Origin of the sequence: Herminiimonas glaciei, assembly GCF_042664955.1 — a bacterium.
GTDB lineage: Bacteria > Pseudomonadota > Gammaproteobacteria > Burkholderiales > Burkholderiaceae_D > Oxalicibacterium > Oxalicibacterium glaciei.
In genome coordinates this window covers 1-16,265 of record NZ_JBHTBU010000002.1, presented here as the reverse complement: position 1 = coordinate 16,265, position 16,265 = coordinate 1, and the positions used below count along the sequence as shown (strand labels likewise).

Below are 16,265 nucleotides of genomic sequence, written 5' to 3'. Positions count from 1 at the left end.
ACATGGAAAGCAAAGCACATCCCGTTGACGAGCGGCTACCTCTCGTCAAGTTAATCATGCTTGGTTTGCAGCATGTACTTGCAATGTATGCAGGTGCGGTAACAGTACCCCTGGTACTGGCAGGAGCCCTGGGTTTGCCCAAGGAAACCACGGCCCTGCTCATCAGCGCCGATCTGTTTGCGGGTGGCGTAGTGTCCATCATCCAGTCACTGGGTTTCGGGATATTCGGCATTCGCTATCCGTTGATGATGGGGGTTACCTTCGTCGCCATCGGCCCGATGATCGCTATAGGACTAAATCCCGAGCTGGGTTTGCAAGGCATCTTCGGCTCCGTCATGGTGGCAGGTGTCATCGGCTTCCTGATTGCGCCACTGATGAGCCGTTTGATGCGTTTCTTCCCGCCAGTGGTAACCGGTTCCGTCATCCTCGTCATCGGCGTTTCGCTGATGGGGGTCGGCATTACTTATGCCGGAGGCGGATATGGTGCCAAGGAATTCGGTTCGCCTTTATACATAGGCATCGCCTTCCTCGTGCTGGTATCGATAGTCTTGATCAGTCGCTTTGTGCGCGGCTTCATCGGCAATATTTCGGTACTGGTCGGGATTTCGATAGGCTTTACATTGACTGCGGCGCTGGGCATGGTGAACTTCAGTGGCTTGTCGGAAGCAGCGTGGTTTGCGCCGGTATTCCCATTCCATTTCGGCATGCCCAAGTTCGATATCCTGGCGATCACGTCAATGACGCTGGTGATGATCGTGACGCTGATCGAATCCATGGGCGGCATATTTGCAATGGGTGAAATCATCGACAAGAAGCCGACCCAGGATGATGTCAAACGCGGCTTGCGCACTGATGGACTGGGTGCGCTGATAGGCGGCATTTTCAATACTTTTCCTTACACCACCTTCTCGCAAAACATAGGCCTGGTCGATGTCAGCGGTGTGCGCAGTCGCTTCGTCTGCGTCGCTGCCGGCTTCATGATGATTTTGCTCGGCTTGATACCGAAGCTGGCGATCTTTGTCGCGTCGATCCCGGACTTTGTCTTGGGCGGCGCAACCCTGGTGATGTTTGGCATGGTGGCGGCCAACGGTGTGCGCATTCTGCAATCGGTCGACTTCCGTACCAAGCGGCATAACGTCATGATCGTCGCGGTCAGCCTCGGTATGGGCATGATCCCGATGGTGTCGGACAAATTCTTCGCACGCTTCCCGAGCGATATCGGCACTTTGCTCAACAGTGGTGTGGCGCTCTGTGCCATTTCCGCGATTGTGCTGAATTACCTATCCAACGGGCGTATTTCGGCGGCGGAAGCAGAGCAAGTGATACGCGATAGCGCGACGACTTCGCATTAATGCAGGAGTAAAGCCAAGGTGAGCAATATGAGCACAATGCGAGTAAGAGTCAAAAACAAATGGCAGTGCGCAGAAGAAGTGGCGGCATTCGAATTGGTGAATGCCGATGATGAAAACGCGCCATTGCCGCCTGCTGAAGCAGGTGCACATATTGATGTGCACCTGCCGAACGGTTTGGTGCGGCAGTATTCACTGACGGATTGCCGCGCCGGTGCCTGCAGCTATGTGATTGGTGTCAAGCGTGAACCCAAGTCGCGCGGTGGTTCGGCTGCGATGCATGAGCTGGTCAAACAAGGTGACGTTTTGCAGATATCGCCACCACGCAATAACTTCCCGCTGCGGAAAACGGGTGGGCCGACCTTGCTGATTGCCGGTGGCATCGGCATTACACCCTTGCTGGCGATGGCACGGACCTTGGCGGCCGATCCTGCGTGCAGGGAGAAGTATGCACTGCACTATTTCTGTCGTTCTCCTTTGCATGCCGCCTTCAGTAAAGAGATCGCGGCACTGCAACAGGCGGACGGCATGGTGTATGGCGCCGATGTCGATGCAACGGCAACGCGCATCAGGCAGCTGCTGCAGCAAAGGCCGGAAGGTGCACATGTATATACCTGTGGGCCGGGCCCGATGATAGCAACGGTGGTAGATACCGCACGTGCATGTGGCTGGCCGGAAGACGCCATCCATGTCGAGTATTTCAGCAATCAGGTGGAGCATGGCGGCGAACGGCCATTCCGTGTGCGTTGCGCCAACAGCAAGCTGGAATTCCAGGTGGCGGTCGGACAGAGCATCGTCGAGGCGGCGGCGGAAGCCGGGCTGGCGATTGCCACTTCGTGCGAACAGGGTGTGTGCGGTACCTGCCTGACAAATGTCTTGTCCGGGCAGCCTGAACATCGAGACCTGTACCTGACGGATGCAGAAAAGGCGAGTGGCAAACAAATGCTCTTGTGCGTCTCGCGCTGCCGTGGTGATGAACTTGTGCTGGATCTCTGAGTATCCATTGCACTTATTGACGCAGGTAATCATAAGAACAGGAGGTGCGCCGACCAGAGTCATATTCCAACCCTGTGATTGAGACGACACTGGCGCCGGTGTCTTGTGCAATCAACTATGAATAAAAAAAAGCAGTTCTATTTCGAGTGATTGTAGGAGACAAAGATGAAAACAATGATACGGCCGCGCCTGATGGCGCTGGGCGGCAGCCTGCTATTGTCCGGCGCACTGCCGGCATATGCCGCAGACTGGAGTGATACCTCTATCAGTTATCGCTACCTGCCGCAGGAAAGTGGCTTCAGCCTGGATAGTAATAACCGGCCCCTGGATGTCGCAAAAAGCATCATCCAGTTAACGCATGTCAGCGGCTACAAATACGGCAGCAATTTTTTCGATGTTAACTTTATCAAGTCGGATAACAATAATCCGGCCGACGACGGGACCTTGCCCTTTGGCCCGGCTCCCGGCACCGGTAGCGGTGCGGTGGAAGTGTTCGGTATGTACCGGCACAACCTGAGCCTGGGTGCAGTCAGCGGACGGGATTTGAAATTCGGCCCGGTCAAGGATATTTCTTTGACGGCGGGCTTTAACCTGAGTACCAAGAATGATTTCAACGGTGCGGCGACACGTGCTGTGGCGCTGGGCCCGACTTTTCATTTCGCGCTGCCCGCCGGATTCTTCAATGTCGGCTTGCTGGCGTATAAGGAATCGAACAATACAGCCTTCGGCATAACCGACACCAGCGGAAAAGTTTTATCACCGCCGGGGCGTGTGAGTTATGACTGGACTGCACAGCTCGCTGCTGCCTGGAGCGTGCCGTTTCATGCCGGCATCCCGGCCAAGCTGCAGGGTTTCCTTGCGGTGACCGGTCCCAAGGGCATGCTGACCAAAACCGAAACCTTGCTGGATACAACGGTGATGTTTGATATCGGTTCGCTGGCCGGCAAAAAAGACACCTTCTTTGCGGGCATCGGTTATCGCTATTGGAACAACAAGTTTGGTACCGATGAAGGTGCCGCCGGTTATCAGGGCATGGTCAATAAGGCGGGGCATGTATCGACGCCGATAGTGCAACTGGAGGCGCACTTCTAATTTTCCTGCCATGCATAGGTTCCGGCGATCCGGCCGGGTAATGCTTGTATTCGTGTGTTCCACTTGATTGCACCAGGTCGATGCGGATGTGGTGGTGCATTTCAGGTTTGACGGGCTGTCGCTTTGCGTCGGCCTGTTTTTTTATCTGCGGTATTGAAGCAAATATCTTTTTGGCAATGGCAATATTAAAAATATTTCCGCCAGGATCAAGGATGGAGAAATTTTTTAATTTTTTATGCGAAGGAAGCGACTGGCGCAAAAATGCGTGGATGGACAGCAAATGCCAGAAAGCAAAAAGCCCACCGGTGAGGATGGGCTAAGTGCTTGATTTTCTTGGTGGCCCGGGGCGGAATCGAACCACCGACACAAGGATTTTCAATCCTCTGCTCTACCGACTGAGCTACCAGGCCAAGGCGCGCAAGTATAGCAAAGCTGTTGGGATTTGCAAGTACTAGATGCAATTTAAATTGTTGGCAGCCGCTATAATGAGCGCACGCTAGTAGTTTTCTACCTCTTCTTTTCACGGATATTCTGCTTTATGCATGTGCAAAGCGACGTTTGTATTATCGGCGATGGTGCCATCGGTAAAGCGGCCGCGCTTGGTTTTGCGCAGGCCGGACTGAAGGTTGCCTTATTGAGCCCGGCGTCAGCCCCTGCCACTGCGCCCAAGGAAGATTGGGATGTGCGCGTGTATGCGGTCAATCATGTCGCACATGCCTTGCTGTCCTCGGTCAAAGTATGGGAAGCACTGGACGCATCGCGCGTCGCGCCGGTTGATGCGATGGTGGTCAATGGCGATGGTGCGACTGCCGGTGAACTGGCCTTCGATGCATATGGGGCACGGGTGGGTGCCTTGGCCTGGATAGTGGAAGATCGCAATCTGAACCAGGCGCTGGATGCCGCGCTGAAATTCGCTTCCAATGTAAAAGTCGTGCAGGGTCGCGCCAGCAGCCTGCAAGTAAGCGATACGGTCGCCAGCGTGCAATTGGCGAATGGCGATACCCTGGATGCCGAATTAGTGGTTGGTGCCGATGGCGGACAATCCTGGGTGCGCTCGCAATGCAATATCGATTTCGATTACCGGCCATATGGCCAGCGTGCCATTGTTTCCAATTTCACTTGTGAAAAGCCGCACCATGGCGTCGCCTACCAATGGTTTTCGGCGGCGGAAGGTATCATTGCCCTGCTCCCCCTGCCCGGTCAACGCTTGTCACTGGTATGGTCGGCGCCGGATGCGCTGGCCGACACCTTGCTGAAAGAGCCGCTGACGCAAATTGCAGCGCGCCTGACCCAACTGGCCGGGGATAAACTCGGTGCCTTGTCGCCTTTGCAACCTGAAGCCGTAAAATCATTTCCTTTATCTCTATTGCGTCCGCATGCGATTACCGCGCCGCGTGTGGCCCTGATCGGTGATGCGGCGCACGTGGTGCATCCCTTGGCCGGACATGGCATGAACCTCGGGTTTGCAGATGTTGCCGCTTTGATCAAAACGGTCAGCGAGCGTGGGCAGCATCGGGATTGCGGTGATGCACGCGTGTTGTCGCGTTATGCACGTTCGCGCAAGGAAGATATACTGCTGATGCAATTAACCACTGATGGCCTGGCACGATTGTTTGGCACGGATCTGGAGCCTTTGCGAGTAGTGCGCAATTTTGGTTTGAACTTGGTGAACCAATTGCCTGTCTTAAAAAGACGCCTGATAGGGCACGCACTGGGCAAGTCCCTGTAAAAGTTGCCGTAACTTCAGTTAAAAAATCTTAAACGGAATCAATATGAAATTAATCAAGGCTGCCGCTGCAGCATTGCTGGGCTTGGCTTGTGTCTCTGCTTTTGCGGAAACTGCACAGGAAGCTGCGGTACGTAAAGCAATCGAACCACGTCTGGGCGAAGATGCCAAAGTGGTGGCTGTGAGCAAAACCCCGTATTCCGGCTTGTTTGAAGTGCAAGTGAACGGCGACATCATTTATACCGATGCCAAGGCGCAGTTTTTATTCGTAGGTCGTATCGTTGATACCAAGACCTATCAGGATTACACCAAGGCACGCCTGGAAGAAATCAATAAGGTTGCATTCAGCGATTTGCCGCTGGAAGCTGCGATGAAGCAGGTCAAGGGCAATGGCAAGCGCGTCATTGCCGTGTTTGAAGACCCGAACTGCGGCTATTGCAAACGTTTCCGCCAGACCCTTGAAGGCATCAATGACATCACTGTCTATACCTTCATGTACAACATCCTGTCGCCGGACTCGATCGCCAAGTCACGCAATGTCTGGTGCTCGGCCGATCGCAATAAAGCCTGGGATGACTGGATGCTGAATGGCAAAGCACCGGCGCCAGCGTCTGATAAATGCACGACACCGCATGAAAAGGTTTTGGCATTGGGACAAAGAATGGGTGTAACCGGTACGCCGACCATTATTTTCACTGACGGCTCCCGCATTCCGGGTGCGATAGATGCGAAGGCACTGGAAGCCAAGCTGTCTTCGATCAAACAGTAATCACGCTGCTACAGATTTTCCGATGGCCACGCTTGCGTGGCCATTTTTGTATCCGCATTCTTCGGACGACTGCTGGCGCATACTCTGCGCGGCGCGGCAGATACAGCTAAACTAGCGTACTTACACTTAACGGCGGCACAGCATGAAAAACGCAATCCAATACACGATAGTCCCGAAAGATCTGGCAGCGCATTTATATGCAGTCAGCGTGACAGTGAACCAGCCTGATCCTGCGGGCCAGCGCTTTTCCTTGCCGGCGTGGATACCTGGCAGCTACATGATCCGCGAGTTCGCCAGGAACATCGTGCGCATACGTGCTGAGTCAGGTGGCTATGAAGTTGCGTTGAACAAGCTGGACAAGCATACCTGGCTGGCGGATGTCTGCACTGGTCCATTGACCGTTTACTACGAAGTCTATGCATGGGATTTATCGGTGCGTACCGCGCATCTGGATCAGACGCATGGTTTCTTCAACGGCACCAGTGTCTTCCTGCAAGTGGATGGCCAGGAACAGCGCGTGCATGAAGTCGATATCCAGAAGCCGCAAGGCGAAGCCTATGCCAAATGGCGTGTGGCCACCGCGATGCGTCAGTTGAAAGCCAAGCGTTATGGCTTCGGTTCCTATATTGCATCGAACTACGATGAATTGATCGATCACCCGGTTGAGCTCGGTACCTTCTCCCTAGCGAGTTTCAAGGCGCATGGTGTGCAGCACGATATGGTGTTCACCGGCCGTGTGCCGAATCTGGATCTGCAGCGCCTGGGGGCAGATTTGCAGAAGATATGTGAAGCACAGATTTCCCTATTTGAACCCAAGACGCATAGGGCACCGGTAGATCGCTATGTCTTTATGACGATGGTGGTGGGCGATGGTTACGGCGGCCTTGAACATCGGGCATCGACCGCCCTGATTTGTTCACGTGCTGACCTGCCGGTTAAGGGGCAGAAGGAAATGACCGATGGTTATCGCACCTTCCTCGGTCTTTGCAGCCATGAGTATTTCCACACATGGAATGTCAAACGCATCAAGCCTGCCGCTTTTGCACCTTACGACCTGACGCAGGAAGGCTATACGCCATTGCTGTGGCTGTTCGAAGGCTTCACCAGTTATTACGATGACCTGATGCTGGTACGCAGTGGTGTGATAGATGAGGCGGCCTATCTCAAACTGGTGGCAAAAACCGTTAATAACGTATTGCGCGGCAGTGGCCGCCACAAGCAAAGCGTGGCGGAATCCAGCTTCGATGCATGGGTTAAATATTATCGCCAGGATGAAAATGCGACGAATGCCATCGTCAGCTATTACACCAAAGGTTCATTGGTCGGCCTGGCACTCGACCTCACCATACGCGAGCAAACCAAGGGCAAGAAATCGCTGGATGATGTGATGCAAGCCTTGTGGCAGCAATACGGGCGTGATTTCTATCAGGATGGCAAAGCCGGGCGTGGCGTAACTGAAGCGGAAGTCGATGCACTGTTCGATAGCGTTACCGGCCTCAAGTTGAAACGGGTACTGGATCGCTGGGTACGTGGTACCGAAGATATTCCGCTGGCTAAATTGCTCGCACCCTTCGGCGTCGACTTTAGCGATGAACGCAAGAATGCGAAACCGGGTTTGGGCTTGCGCACGGTGCGTGAAGGCAACGACTGCAAGGTGGCCAGCGTGTATGAAGGTGGTGCTGCGCACAAGGCCGGCCTGTCTGCCGGTGACGTGCTGGTGGCCATCGATGGCTTGCGCGTGTCCGCGACCAATCTGGATAGCTTGCTGGGTCGTTATCGGGTTGGGCAAACGATAGGCGTACATGCCTTCCGACGCGATGAATTGATGATCTTTAATGCAGTGTTGGCAGCATCGGATGTGCCGGCAGTTACGCTGAAGGGTGACGGCAAGCCGGCAGCGGCTTTGCGCTTGCGTAAAGCATGGCTGAATTTGCAGGATTAAGGCAGGGAAGCAGGTGCGCGACCGACGCGCACCTGAATGAGGTGCTTGTTAGTTAAACAGGCGGGCCAGTTCGACGCCCGGATCCGGCGCACGCATAAAGGCTTCACCGACCAGGAAGGCGTGTACATCCGCATCACGCATTTTCTTCACATCATCGGGCGTAACAATCGCCGATTCGGTAATGACCAGTTTGTCCGGCGAAATGCGCGGCAGCAAATCCAGCGTCGTCTGCAATGAAGTCTCAAAGGTACGCAGGTTGCGGTTGTTAACGCCGAGCAGGCTGGTTTTTAGTTTCAATGCAGCAGTCAATTCTTCTGCATTATGTACTTCCACCAAAACATTCATACCCAGTTCATGCGCGCAGGCTTCGAGCTCTGCCATCAAGCCGTGATCCAGTGCCGCGACGATCAGCAGGATGCAATCGGCACCCCAGGAACGCGCTTCATACAATTGATACGGATCGATCATGAAATCCTTGCGCAGTGCGGGCAAGGCGCAGGCGGCACGCGCCTGCTTCAGGTATTCCGGTGCGCCCTGGAAGAACTGCACGTCGGTCAGCACCGATAAACAGGCTGCGCCATTCTTTTCATAACTGGCAGCGATATCGGCCGGATGGAAGTCGGGGCGTATCACGCCTTTGGATGGCGAAGCCTTTTTGATTTCGGCAATGATGCCGGCCTGTCCTGCGGCTATCTTTGCGCGCAGGCTGGCTTCAAAGCCACGGATAGCTGCACGCGCTTCTTTATTGCCTTCCACTTCGTCGCGCAGGCTGGCCAGGCTGCGGTATTTTTTCGCAGCAGCGACTTCGTCGGCTTTGACGTCGAGGATTTTATTGAGGATATCGGACATAGATGTTATTGCTACCTTAAATGGCGGGTGCTGCTCAGGCTTTGCCGAGCGCTTGCGTAACCTGCACGAATTGTTCGAGCTTGGCGCGTGCTGCACCCGATGCAATGGCCGCGCGCGCTTTTGCCAAACCGTCGGTGATGGAGCTGGCGACGCCGGCAGCATACAGGGCGGTACCTGCATTCAGCGCCACGATATCGCGCGCCGGGCTGTCGACATTATCCAGTGCTTCAAATATCTTGGCTTTCGATTCCACCGAATTCGCGACCCTCAGGTTGCGGCTGGCGATCATTTGCAGGCCGAAGTCTTCCGGATGGATTTCATATTCGCGGATTTCGCCATTCACCAGTTCACCCACCATGGTGGCAGCACCCAGCGACACTTCATCCATATTGTCACGGCCCCAGACCACGATCGCATGTTGCGCGCCGAGGCGTTGCAGGACGCGTACCTGGATACCGACCAGGTCCGGATGGAAAACGCCCATCAGGATATTCGGCGCACCCGCAGGATTGGTCAGCGGTCCGAGGATATTGAAGATGGTCCGTACACCGAGCTCCTTGCGCACCGGCGCGGCGTGTTTCATCGCAGCATGGTGGTTAGGGGCAAACATAAAGCCGATTCCGGTCTGCGCGATCGATTCGGCGACCAGTTCCGGCTTCAGGTTGATATTCGCGCCCAGCGATTCCAGCACGTCGGCACTACCTGACGATGACGAGACGCTGCGGCCGCCATGCTTGGCGATGCGCGCACCGGCCGAGGCTGCGACAAACATCGATGCGGTGGAGATATTGAATGTGTTGGCACCGTCGCCACCGGTGCCGACGATGTCGAGCAGATTGGTGGTATCGGTCAGCGGTACCTTGGTAGAGAATTCGCGCATGACCTGAGCCGCTGCTGCGATCTCGCCTATGCTTTCCTTCTTGACGCGCAGGCCCATCGTCAATGCGGCGATCATGACCGGCGACATTTCACCACTCATGATCTTGCGGAACAAATGCAGCATCTCATCGTGGAAAATTTCACGATGATCGATACAGCGCAATAAAGCTTCTTGTTCGGTGATCGGCATGACGATGCTTTCTGTATTCAAATGACTCGCTGCAATATCCATCTCAGCGTACGAGGAAGTTTTTCAGCAGCGCATGCCCGTGTTCGGACAGGATCGATTCAGGGTGGAATTGCACGCCCTGAATATCGAATTCCTTATGGCGTACGCCCATGATTTCACCGTCGTCTGTCCATGCGGTGACTTCCAGGCAGTCCGGCAGCGATGCGCGTTCGATCGCCAGCGAGTGATAGCGAATCACGGTGTATGGTGATGGCAAATCCTTGAATACGCCGACACCGGTATGTGTGATCTGCGAGGTCTTGCCGTGCATGACTTGCTGTGCCCGCACTACCTTGCCGCCGAATGCCGCACCGATCGCCTGATGCCCCAGGCAGACGCCGAGGATAGGCAGCTTGCCTGCGAATTGCTGCAGGATAGGTACCGACACACCGGCTTCATGCGGTGTGCAAGGGCCGGGCGAAATGCAGATACGCTCAGGATTCAGCGCTGCGATTTGTTCCAGTGTGATCTCGTCATTACGCACGGTGTGCACGTCTTCGCCCAATTCGCCGAAGTATTGCACCAGGTTGTAGGTGAACGAGTCGTAGTTATCGATCATCAGTAACATTTAAATCTCCCCGTCCAAACCGTCTTGTACCTGCTCCGCTGCCCGCAATACCGCGCGCGCCTTGTTCTCGGTTTCCTGCCATTCCATCTCGGGCACCGAGTCGGCGACGATGCCGGCGGCGGCCTGTACATACAGCATGCCATCCTTGATGACGCCGGTACGGATCGCAATCGCCAGGTCCATTTCGCCACCAAAGGACAGGTAGCCGCAAGCGCCGCCATAGATGCCGCGCTTGGTTGGTTCCAGTTCATCGATGATTTCCATTGCGCGCACTTTCGGCGCGCCGGACAAGGTACCGGCCGGGAAGGTCGCTTTTAATACATCCAGATTCGACAAACCTGATTTCAGCGTGCCTTCGACATTGGAAACGATGTGTTGTACGTGCGAGTATTTCTCGATCACGAGTTTATCGGTGACTTGCACGCTACCGGTTTCCGCGATGCGGCCGATGTCATTGCGTGCGAGGTCGATCAGCATCACGTGCTCGGCGATCTCTTTCGGATCAGCCAGCAATTCTTTGGCCAGTGCCGCATCCTTTTCCGGTGTCGCGCCGCGCGGACGGGTGCCAGCCAGCGGACGTATCGTGATTTTCTTTTTATCTTCCGAAGCAGTCTCGTTGCGGACCAGGATTTCCGGCGATGAACCGACGATTTGCATATCGCCGAAATTATAGAAATACATATACGGGGATGGATTCAGCGAGCGCAGCGCGCGGTACAGCGTGAGCGGCGAATCAACATATTGTTTCTTGATGCGCTGACCGATCTGCACCTGCATCAGGTCGCCTGCCATCACGTATTCCTTGGCTTTGGCAACCGCCGCCAGATACGATTCCTTATCGAACTCACGTATCGTTTCAGTGCGTACCGAAGCGGTGGTGACAGGCAACTCGACAGCGCGATGCAACATGGCGCGCAAGTCTTTCAGGCGTTGACGGCCTTTGCTGAAGGCTTCCGGCTGGGTCGGGTCGGCATACACAATCAGATACAGCTTGCCGGACAGGTTGTCGATGACAGCCAGTTCTTCGGTCAGCAATAACTGGATTTCCGGCAGGCCCAGATCATCCTTCGGCGTCGTATGTGCGAGGCGCTTTTCAACGTGGCGTACCGTGTCGTAACCGAAGTAACCAGCGAGGCCACCGCAGAAGCGTGGCATGCCGGGCAGGATAGCTACTTTGTAACGAGCCTGGAATTCCGCGATGAAATCGAGTGGATTGCCTTCCTTGGTTTCGATTACGGCGCCATTCTTGACGACTTCTATGCGCGTGCCGAAGCTGCGCATCAGGGTATTTGCGGGCAGGCCGATGAAGGAATAACGACCGAAACGCTCACCGCCGACGACAGACTCCAGCAGGAAGGAATTCTTCCCGCCATTCTGGGTTTGTGCCAGTTTCAGGTAGAGCGTGAGCGGTGTTTCCAGATCGGCAAAAGCTTCAGCGATCAGTGGAATACGGTTATAGCCTTGCGCGGCCAACGATTTGAATTCGAGTTCAGTCATGTTTCTCTCCGGACCGCTATTGTAGTCGAGCGGCGTGGTAGTTCAAAAAACGTTGCTGATCGCGCAATGGGCGCAGGCGATCAGCGGCAATTGGTGTTTAAGACCAGATTTGCCAGCGTCGCCATAGCCAAGCCTCATGGGCGCCTGGTGATGCGAGTCGTTTTTTGTTGAGAAACATGATGTTTATGTTGAAATTAGGTGGGCTGCTTCGAGCAGCGAAGAAACTATACCATCCGAATCGACGTCTTGTATAGCCTGCCCGTGGTTGTAGCCATACGGCACCGCCAGAACCTTGCAACCCGCAGCCCGTGCGGCCTGCGAGTCATTGACCGAATCGCCGATGGCGACGATTTGCGCCGGTGCCAGCTCAAAATCGGCACAGACCTGCAGCAATTGCATGGGGTCCGGCTTCTTTTTTGCAAAGGAGTCGCCGCCGTAAATGATTTCAAAGTAATCGTGCAGGCCGGTCTTTTTCAGCAGCGGCAGCGTGAAGGCGATGGGCTTGTTGGTGACGCAGGCCAGGCGCAAACCTTTGGCCCGCATTTCCTGCAAACCTTCATGCACACCGGGATAAGCGGTGGCAAATTCACCATTCACATCGAAATAATGCTGCTCGAACAAGGCCATGGCTTCTGCGAAGCGCCGCTCGACCTCGCTTTCAGAGAAATCAACACCTATGGTCTTGCGCACCAGGTTCTCTGCACCCTTGCCGACAAAGCTGATCGCCGTTTCGAGGTCCAATGGCGCGAGGTCCAGCCCTGCACGCATGCGATTGATGGCAATGTGCAAGTCCTGCGCGGTATGCAGCATGGTGCCGTCGAGATCAATAATGACGCCGCGTATGCCGTGCAACATTTTATTTTCAGCTACAGTGCTCAAGCTCAGACTTTCGCCAATTCGCTGCGCATCGCGTCGATCACCGCTTTGTAATCCGGCTTGCCGAAAATTGCGGAACCGGCGACAAAGGTATCGGCACCGGCGCGTGCAGCCGCTTCGATATTGTCGATTTTGATGCCGCCATCAACTTCCAGCATGATGTTGCGGCCGGATTCATCGATCATTTTGCGGACTGCTTCGATTTTCTTCAGTGTGTGCGGAATGAAGGATTGACCACCAAAGCCCGGATTGACCGACATCATCAGGATGATGTCGAGCTTGTCCATCACGTGTTCCAGGTGGTTCAAGGGTGTGGCCGGATTGAAGACCAGGCCGGCTTTGCAGCCGTTGTCACGTATCAATTGCAGCGTGCGGTCGATATGCTCGGACGCTTCCGGATGGAAGGTGATGATATTGGCGCCGGCCTTGGCAAAGTCAGGAATAATGCGGTCTACCGGCTTGACCATCAGGTGCACATCGATAGGCACTTGCACATGCGGGCGGATCGCTTCACAGACCAGGGGCCCGATGGTCAGATTAGGAACATAATGGTTATCCATTACGTCGAAATGGATGATATCGGCGCCGGCCGCGACGACATTGCGTACTTCTTCGCCAAGGCGGGCGAAGTCGGCGGAGAGGATGCTGGGGGCGATGCGGTAGTTTGGCATGGTCGTGACTTTGCTAAAGAAGCCGCTATTTTACCCGCGACTCCGCCGTGCCGCCTTGCATGCTGCGGGAATTTCGTGTGCAATGGCTTGTTGCCCTATATATATGAACCTGGGCAGCGGCGGAACGACCTATATAAGAGAAGCAGGGAACTTGCAGCGCAAAAGGAATCAAATGGCATCTTATGAATTTACCGTGACTATCAATACGCAATACCTGGAGGAACAGTCCGATCCGGCCCGTTCCAATTATGTATTTGCCTATGCAGTGACGATCAAGAATACGGGGCAGGTCGCGGCGCAGTTGATTTCGCGCCACTGGCTGATTACAGACGCCAACAACCATGTGCAGGAAGTGCGCGGCCTTGGGGTGGTGGGGAATCAGCCTTTATTGCAGCCGGGTGAGCAGTATGAATACACCAGCGGTATGTCGATGGCGACACCGCAGGGTTCCATGGCCGGGGATTATTTCTGCGTTGCCGAGGATGGCGAGCAGTTTGAAGTGAAAATTCCCGAGTTTGTCTTGTCCCTGCCGCGTACCCTGCATTAATCCTGCGACTTGTTCTGGCCGTCTTCCTGCGGCGGTAAAGACTTTTGTGCTGGTGGCTGTGTTGGCTTTCTGCCGGAAAACATGGTCCACCACACTATAAAGAACAGTAAAAACAGCGCGATTCCCGCTTCAACCAATAATAGCCACATTGCTTATTACCCCTATGTCATTTATTCGCCTTAGTTTACTCGCATCCCTCCTGCTCGGCCTTGTTTCCTGTTCCACGCTTCCGCCTCCGCCGGAAAAACCGGTGGTGCCGCCGAAACCAGTAGTCACGCCGGGTGATTTGCCGAAAACCGAGATCGGGCCGACGCTGCGCCCGACTACCTATGCCGCCGTGCCGGGATGGCGTCAGGATAATCTGCGCGAAGCATGGCCTGCTTACGCGTCATCGTGCTCGGTGCTGATACGTCGTGTGAACTGGAAGAGCGCATGTACTGCAGCAGCGAATGTAGACACTAATAATAGCGAAGCAATCCGCCAGTACTTTGAAACTTACTTCACACCGTACGAAGTGCGTAATCCGGATGGCTCGGATAATGGCCTGGTGACCGGTTACTACGAACCTTTGTTGCGTGGCTCGCGTAAACGCGGCGGTCCATACCAGACGCCTTTGCATCGTACGCCGGACGATATCCTGACGATTGAACTGGCCAGCGTCTATCCGGAACTCAAAGGCATGCGTTTGCGCGGCCGCCTGGTCGGCAATAAAGTCGTGGCCTATCCATCACGTGCGGAAATGGCGCAATCGAATTCGCTGGCCGGCAAGGAAATCCTGTGGGTCGATGACCCGATTGAAGCTTTCTTCCTGCAAGTCCAGGGTTCGGGCCGCGTGCAATTGGCCGACGGCAAGGAAATCGTGCGGGTCGCCTATGCAGATCAGAATGGCCAGCCGTATAAATCCATCGGTCGCTACCTGGTCGACAAAGGTGAAATGACGCTGGACCAGGCTTCGGCGCAGAGCATCAAGGCCTGGGTGATCGCCAATCCGACGCGCCAGCAGGAATTGCTGAATGCGAATCCTAGCTATGTCTTCTTCAAGGAAGAAAAAGTGACGGATCCAAGTGTCGGGCCGAAAGGTGCGATGGGCGTACCTTTGACGCCGCAACGCTCAATCGCGATCGATCCGCAATATATACCGATGGGTGCGCCGGTCTTCCTCTCGACGACGCAACCGAACAGTAATGCCTTATTGCAACGCCTGGTGATGGCACAAGACACCGGCGGCGCCATCAAGAATGCCGTGCGTGCTGATTACTTCTGGGGTTTTGGCGCGCAGGCCGGTGAGCAGGCTGGCCGCATGAAGCAGCGCGGTACGATGTGGGTGCTATTGCCTAAGTGATGTCTGAATAATAAGAATGTAGTCTACGCAGTCCATCTATATAAGGAGCGATTTCATGCAATACGAAAATATTCTGGTCGAAATCCACGGCAAGGTTGGCTTGATCACCTTGAATCGTCCTGCTGCGCTGAATGCGCTCAATGACAAATTGATGGATGAGCTGGGTTTGGCGCTGCAATCCTTCGATGGCGATGACGATATAGGCTGCATGATCATTACCGGCAGTGAAAAAGCCTTTGCGGCCGGTGCTGATATCGGTGCGATGGCTACTTATACATATATGGATGTATATAAAGGCGACTACATCACGCGTAACTGGGAGCAAATCCGCAGTGTGCGCAAGCCGGTTATCGCGGCAGTTGCCGGTTATGCACTGGGTGGTGGTTGCGAACTGGCAATGATGTGCGATTTCATCATTGCGGCGGATACGGCCAAGTTCGGCCAGCCTGAAATCAAGCTCGGCATTATTCCCGGCGCCGGTGGTACGCAGCGTTTGCCGCGCGCAGTGTCCAAAGCGAAAGCGATGGACCTGTGCCTGACTGCGCGCATGATGGATGCGGCGGAAGCAGAACGTGCGGGTTTGGTTTCGCGCGTAGTGGCTGCAGATAAGTTGCATGAAGAAGCATTGGCGGCGGCAACTGTTATTGCCAATATGTCCCTGCCTATGGTCATGATGGTCAAAGAGTCTATTAATCGTGCATACGAGACGACGCTGGCCGAAGGTGTGCAGTTCGAGCGCCGTTTATTCCACAGCACCTTTGCTACAGCGGACCAGAAGGAAGGAATGCAGGCGTTTATAGAGAAGCGCGCAGCGCATTTCAAGAACAGTTAATAGCGCCTGAAAAAACTAAATTGAAGTATTTCAAAATTATTTCAGGAAAGCGCTTGCCAACTTCAAAGAAGCTTTGCTATAGTTCGGCTCCCGTCGCAGAA

The 16,265-nt window shown here is 54.7% G+C and carries 15 protein-coding genes and 1 tRNA gene; 9 read left to right on the top strand and 7 right to left on the bottom strand.

The genetic code is table 11. The features are described from left to right. Window positions 1-2: 2 nt before the first annotated feature. The 3 genes from ACFQPC_RS10870 (at window position 3) to ACFQPC_RS10860 (ending at window position 3,437) form a co-directional block, all read left to right on the top strand. On the top strand, window positions 3-1,352 hold the full coding sequence (locus tag ACFQPC_RS10870; RefSeq protein WP_382271920.1) for a nucleobase:cation symporter-2 family protein: 1,350 nt from the start codon (window positions 3-5) through the stop codon (window positions 1,350-1,352). 27 nt (window positions 1,353-1,379) lie between these two features. Then, complete coding sequence (locus ACFQPC_RS10865; RefSeq protein WP_382271919.1) at window positions 1,380-2,345, top strand: PDR/VanB family oxidoreductase; 966 nt, start codon at window positions 1,380-1,382, stop codon at window positions 2,343-2,345. A 165-nt stretch (window positions 2,346-2,510) separates the two neighbouring features. Further along, window positions 2,511-3,437, top strand: coding sequence for a hypothetical protein (locus ACFQPC_RS10860; RefSeq protein WP_382271918.1), 927 nt, complete (start codon window positions 2,511-2,513; stop codon window positions 3,435-3,437). Window positions 3,438-3,771: 334 nt separating this feature from the next. Here the strand turns inward: ACFQPC_RS10860 and ACFQPC_RS10855 are convergent. Then, window positions 3,772-3,847 (bottom strand) — tRNA-Phe (locus ACFQPC_RS10855). 128 nt (window positions 3,848-3,975) lie between these two features. Here ACFQPC_RS10855 and ACFQPC_RS10850 point away from each other — a divergent pair. The 3 genes from ACFQPC_RS10850 (at window position 3,976) to ACFQPC_RS10840 (ending at window position 7,874) form a co-directional block, all read left to right on the top strand. Further along, the gene (locus ACFQPC_RS10850) at window positions 3,976-5,166 is read left to right on the top strand and encodes a UbiH/UbiF family hydroxylase (protein ID WP_382271917.1); all 1,191 of its coding nucleotides are present in this window, start codon (window positions 3,976-3,978) and stop codon (window positions 5,164-5,166) included. A gap of 43 nt (window positions 5,167-5,209) precedes the next feature. Beyond that, window positions 5,210-5,932, top strand: coding sequence for a DsbC family protein (locus ACFQPC_RS10845; RefSeq protein ID WP_382271916.1), 723 nt, complete (start codon window positions 5,210-5,212; stop codon window positions 5,930-5,932). 142 nt (window positions 5,933-6,074) lie between these two features. Continuing rightward, window positions 6,075-7,874 (top strand): M61 family metallopeptidase, encoded by a 1,800-nt coding sequence (locus tag ACFQPC_RS10840; protein ID WP_382271915.1) that lies wholly within the window; start codon window positions 6,075-6,077, stop codon window positions 7,872-7,874. 48 nt (window positions 7,875-7,922) lie between these two features. Here ACFQPC_RS10840 and trpC read toward each other — a convergent pair whose 3' ends face one another. From trpC to rpe, 6 genes are all read right to left on the bottom strand, one after another. Beyond that, complete coding sequence (gene trpC, locus ACFQPC_RS10835; RefSeq protein WP_382271914.1) at window positions 7,923-8,723, bottom strand: indole-3-glycerol phosphate synthase TrpC; 801 nt, start codon at window positions 8,721-8,723, stop codon at window positions 7,923-7,925. Window positions 8,724-8,757: 34 nt separating this feature from the next. Next, window positions 8,758-9,792 (bottom strand): anthranilate phosphoribosyltransferase, encoded by a 1,035-nt coding sequence (trpD, locus tag ACFQPC_RS10830; RefSeq protein ID WP_382272926.1) that lies wholly within the window; start codon window positions 9,790-9,792, stop codon window positions 8,758-8,760. Between the two features lie 43 nt (window positions 9,793-9,835). Then, entirely contained in the window at window positions 9,836-10,399 is a 564-nt protein-coding gene (locus ACFQPC_RS10825) for an aminodeoxychorismate/anthranilate synthase component II (RefSeq protein WP_076592547.1), read from the bottom strand. Continuing rightward, on the bottom strand, window positions 10,400-11,896 hold the full coding sequence (gene trpE / locus ACFQPC_RS10820) for an anthranilate synthase component I (RefSeq protein WP_382271913.1): 1,497 nt from the start codon (window positions 11,894-11,896) through the stop codon (window positions 10,400-10,402). A gap of 183 nt (window positions 11,897-12,079) precedes the next feature. Further along, complete coding sequence (locus tag ACFQPC_RS10815; RefSeq protein ID WP_382271912.1) at window positions 12,080-12,751, bottom strand: phosphoglycolate phosphatase; 672 nt, start codon at window positions 12,749-12,751, stop codon at window positions 12,080-12,082. 26 nt (window positions 12,752-12,777) lie between these two features. Then, on the bottom strand, window positions 12,778-13,443 hold the full coding sequence (gene rpe, locus ACFQPC_RS10810) for a ribulose-phosphate 3-epimerase (RefSeq protein ID WP_382271911.1): 666 nt from the start codon (window positions 13,441-13,443) through the stop codon (window positions 12,778-12,780). A 172-nt stretch (window positions 13,444-13,615) separates the two neighbouring features. On the opposite strand from rpe, the gene apaG reads away from it, so the two are divergent. The 3 genes from apaG to ACFQPC_RS10795 all read left to right on the top strand — a co-directional run bounded on the left by apaG (window position 13,616) and on the right by ACFQPC_RS10795 (window position 16,164). Further along, entirely contained in the window at window positions 13,616-13,990 is a 375-nt protein-coding gene (apaG, locus tag ACFQPC_RS10805; protein WP_382271910.1) for a Co2+/Mg2+ efflux protein ApaG, read from the top strand. 163 nt (window positions 13,991-14,153) lie between these two features. Continuing rightward, on the top strand, window positions 14,154-15,332 hold the full coding sequence (mltA, locus tag ACFQPC_RS10800) for a murein transglycosylase A (RefSeq protein WP_382271909.1): 1,179 nt from the start codon (window positions 14,154-14,156) through the stop codon (window positions 15,330-15,332). A gap of 55 nt (window positions 15,333-15,387) precedes the next feature. Then, window positions 15,388-16,164, top strand: coding sequence for an enoyl-CoA hydratase (locus tag ACFQPC_RS10795; protein ID WP_382271908.1), 777 nt, complete (start codon window positions 15,388-15,390; stop codon window positions 16,162-16,164). Window positions 16,165-16,265 lie beyond the last annotated feature (101 nt).

Coding starts and splice junctions, on each gene's coding strand:
- ACFQPC_RS10815 (WP_382271912.1), bottom strand. CDS start 12,751: ATGTTGCACGGCATACGCGGCGTCATTATTGATCTCGACGGCACCATG.
- mltA (WP_382271909.1), top strand. CDS start 14,154: ATGTCATTTATTCGCCTTAGTTTACTCGCATCCCTCCTGCTCGGCCTT.
- trpC (WP_382271914.1), bottom strand. CDS start 8,723: ATGTCCGATATCCTCAATAAAATCCTCGACGTCAAAGCCGACGAAGTC.
- ACFQPC_RS10870 (WP_382271920.1), top strand. CDS start 3: ATGGAAAGCAAAGCACATCCCGTTGACGAGCGGCTACCTCTCGTCAAG.
- ACFQPC_RS10825 (WP_076592547.1), bottom strand. CDS start 10,399: ATGTTACTGATGATCGATAACTACGACTCGTTCACCTACAACCTGGTG.
- ACFQPC_RS10865 (WP_382271919.1), top strand. CDS start 1,380: ATGAGCACAATGCGAGTAAGAGTCAAAAACAAATGGCAGTGCGCAGAA.
- trpD (WP_382272926.1), bottom strand. CDS start 9,792: ATGCCGATCACCGAACAAGAAGCTTTATTGCGCTGTATCGATCATCGT.
- ACFQPC_RS10840 (WP_382271915.1), top strand. CDS start 6,075: ATGAAAAACGCAATCCAATACACGATAGTCCCGAAAGATCTGGCAGCG.
- trpE (WP_382271913.1), bottom strand. CDS start 11,896: ATGACTGAACTCGAATTCAAATCGTTGGCCGCGCAAGGCTATAACCGT.
- rpe (WP_382271911.1), bottom strand. CDS start 13,443: ATGCCAAACTACCGCATCGCCCCCAGCATCCTCTCCGCCGACTTCGCC.
- ACFQPC_RS10860 (WP_382271918.1), top strand. CDS start 2,511: ATGAAAACAATGATACGGCCGCGCCTGATGGCGCTGGGCGGCAGCCTG.
- apaG (WP_382271910.1), top strand. CDS start 13,616: ATGGCATCTTATGAATTTACCGTGACTATCAATACGCAATACCTGGAG.
- ACFQPC_RS10845 (WP_382271916.1), top strand. CDS start 5,210: ATGAAATTAATCAAGGCTGCCGCTGCAGCATTGCTGGGCTTGGCTTGT.
- ACFQPC_RS10850 (WP_382271917.1), top strand. CDS start 3,976: ATGCATGTGCAAAGCGACGTTTGTATTATCGGCGATGGTGCCATCGGT.
- ACFQPC_RS10795 (WP_382271908.1), top strand. CDS start 15,388: ATGCAATACGAAAATATTCTGGTCGAAATCCACGGCAAGGTTGGCTTG.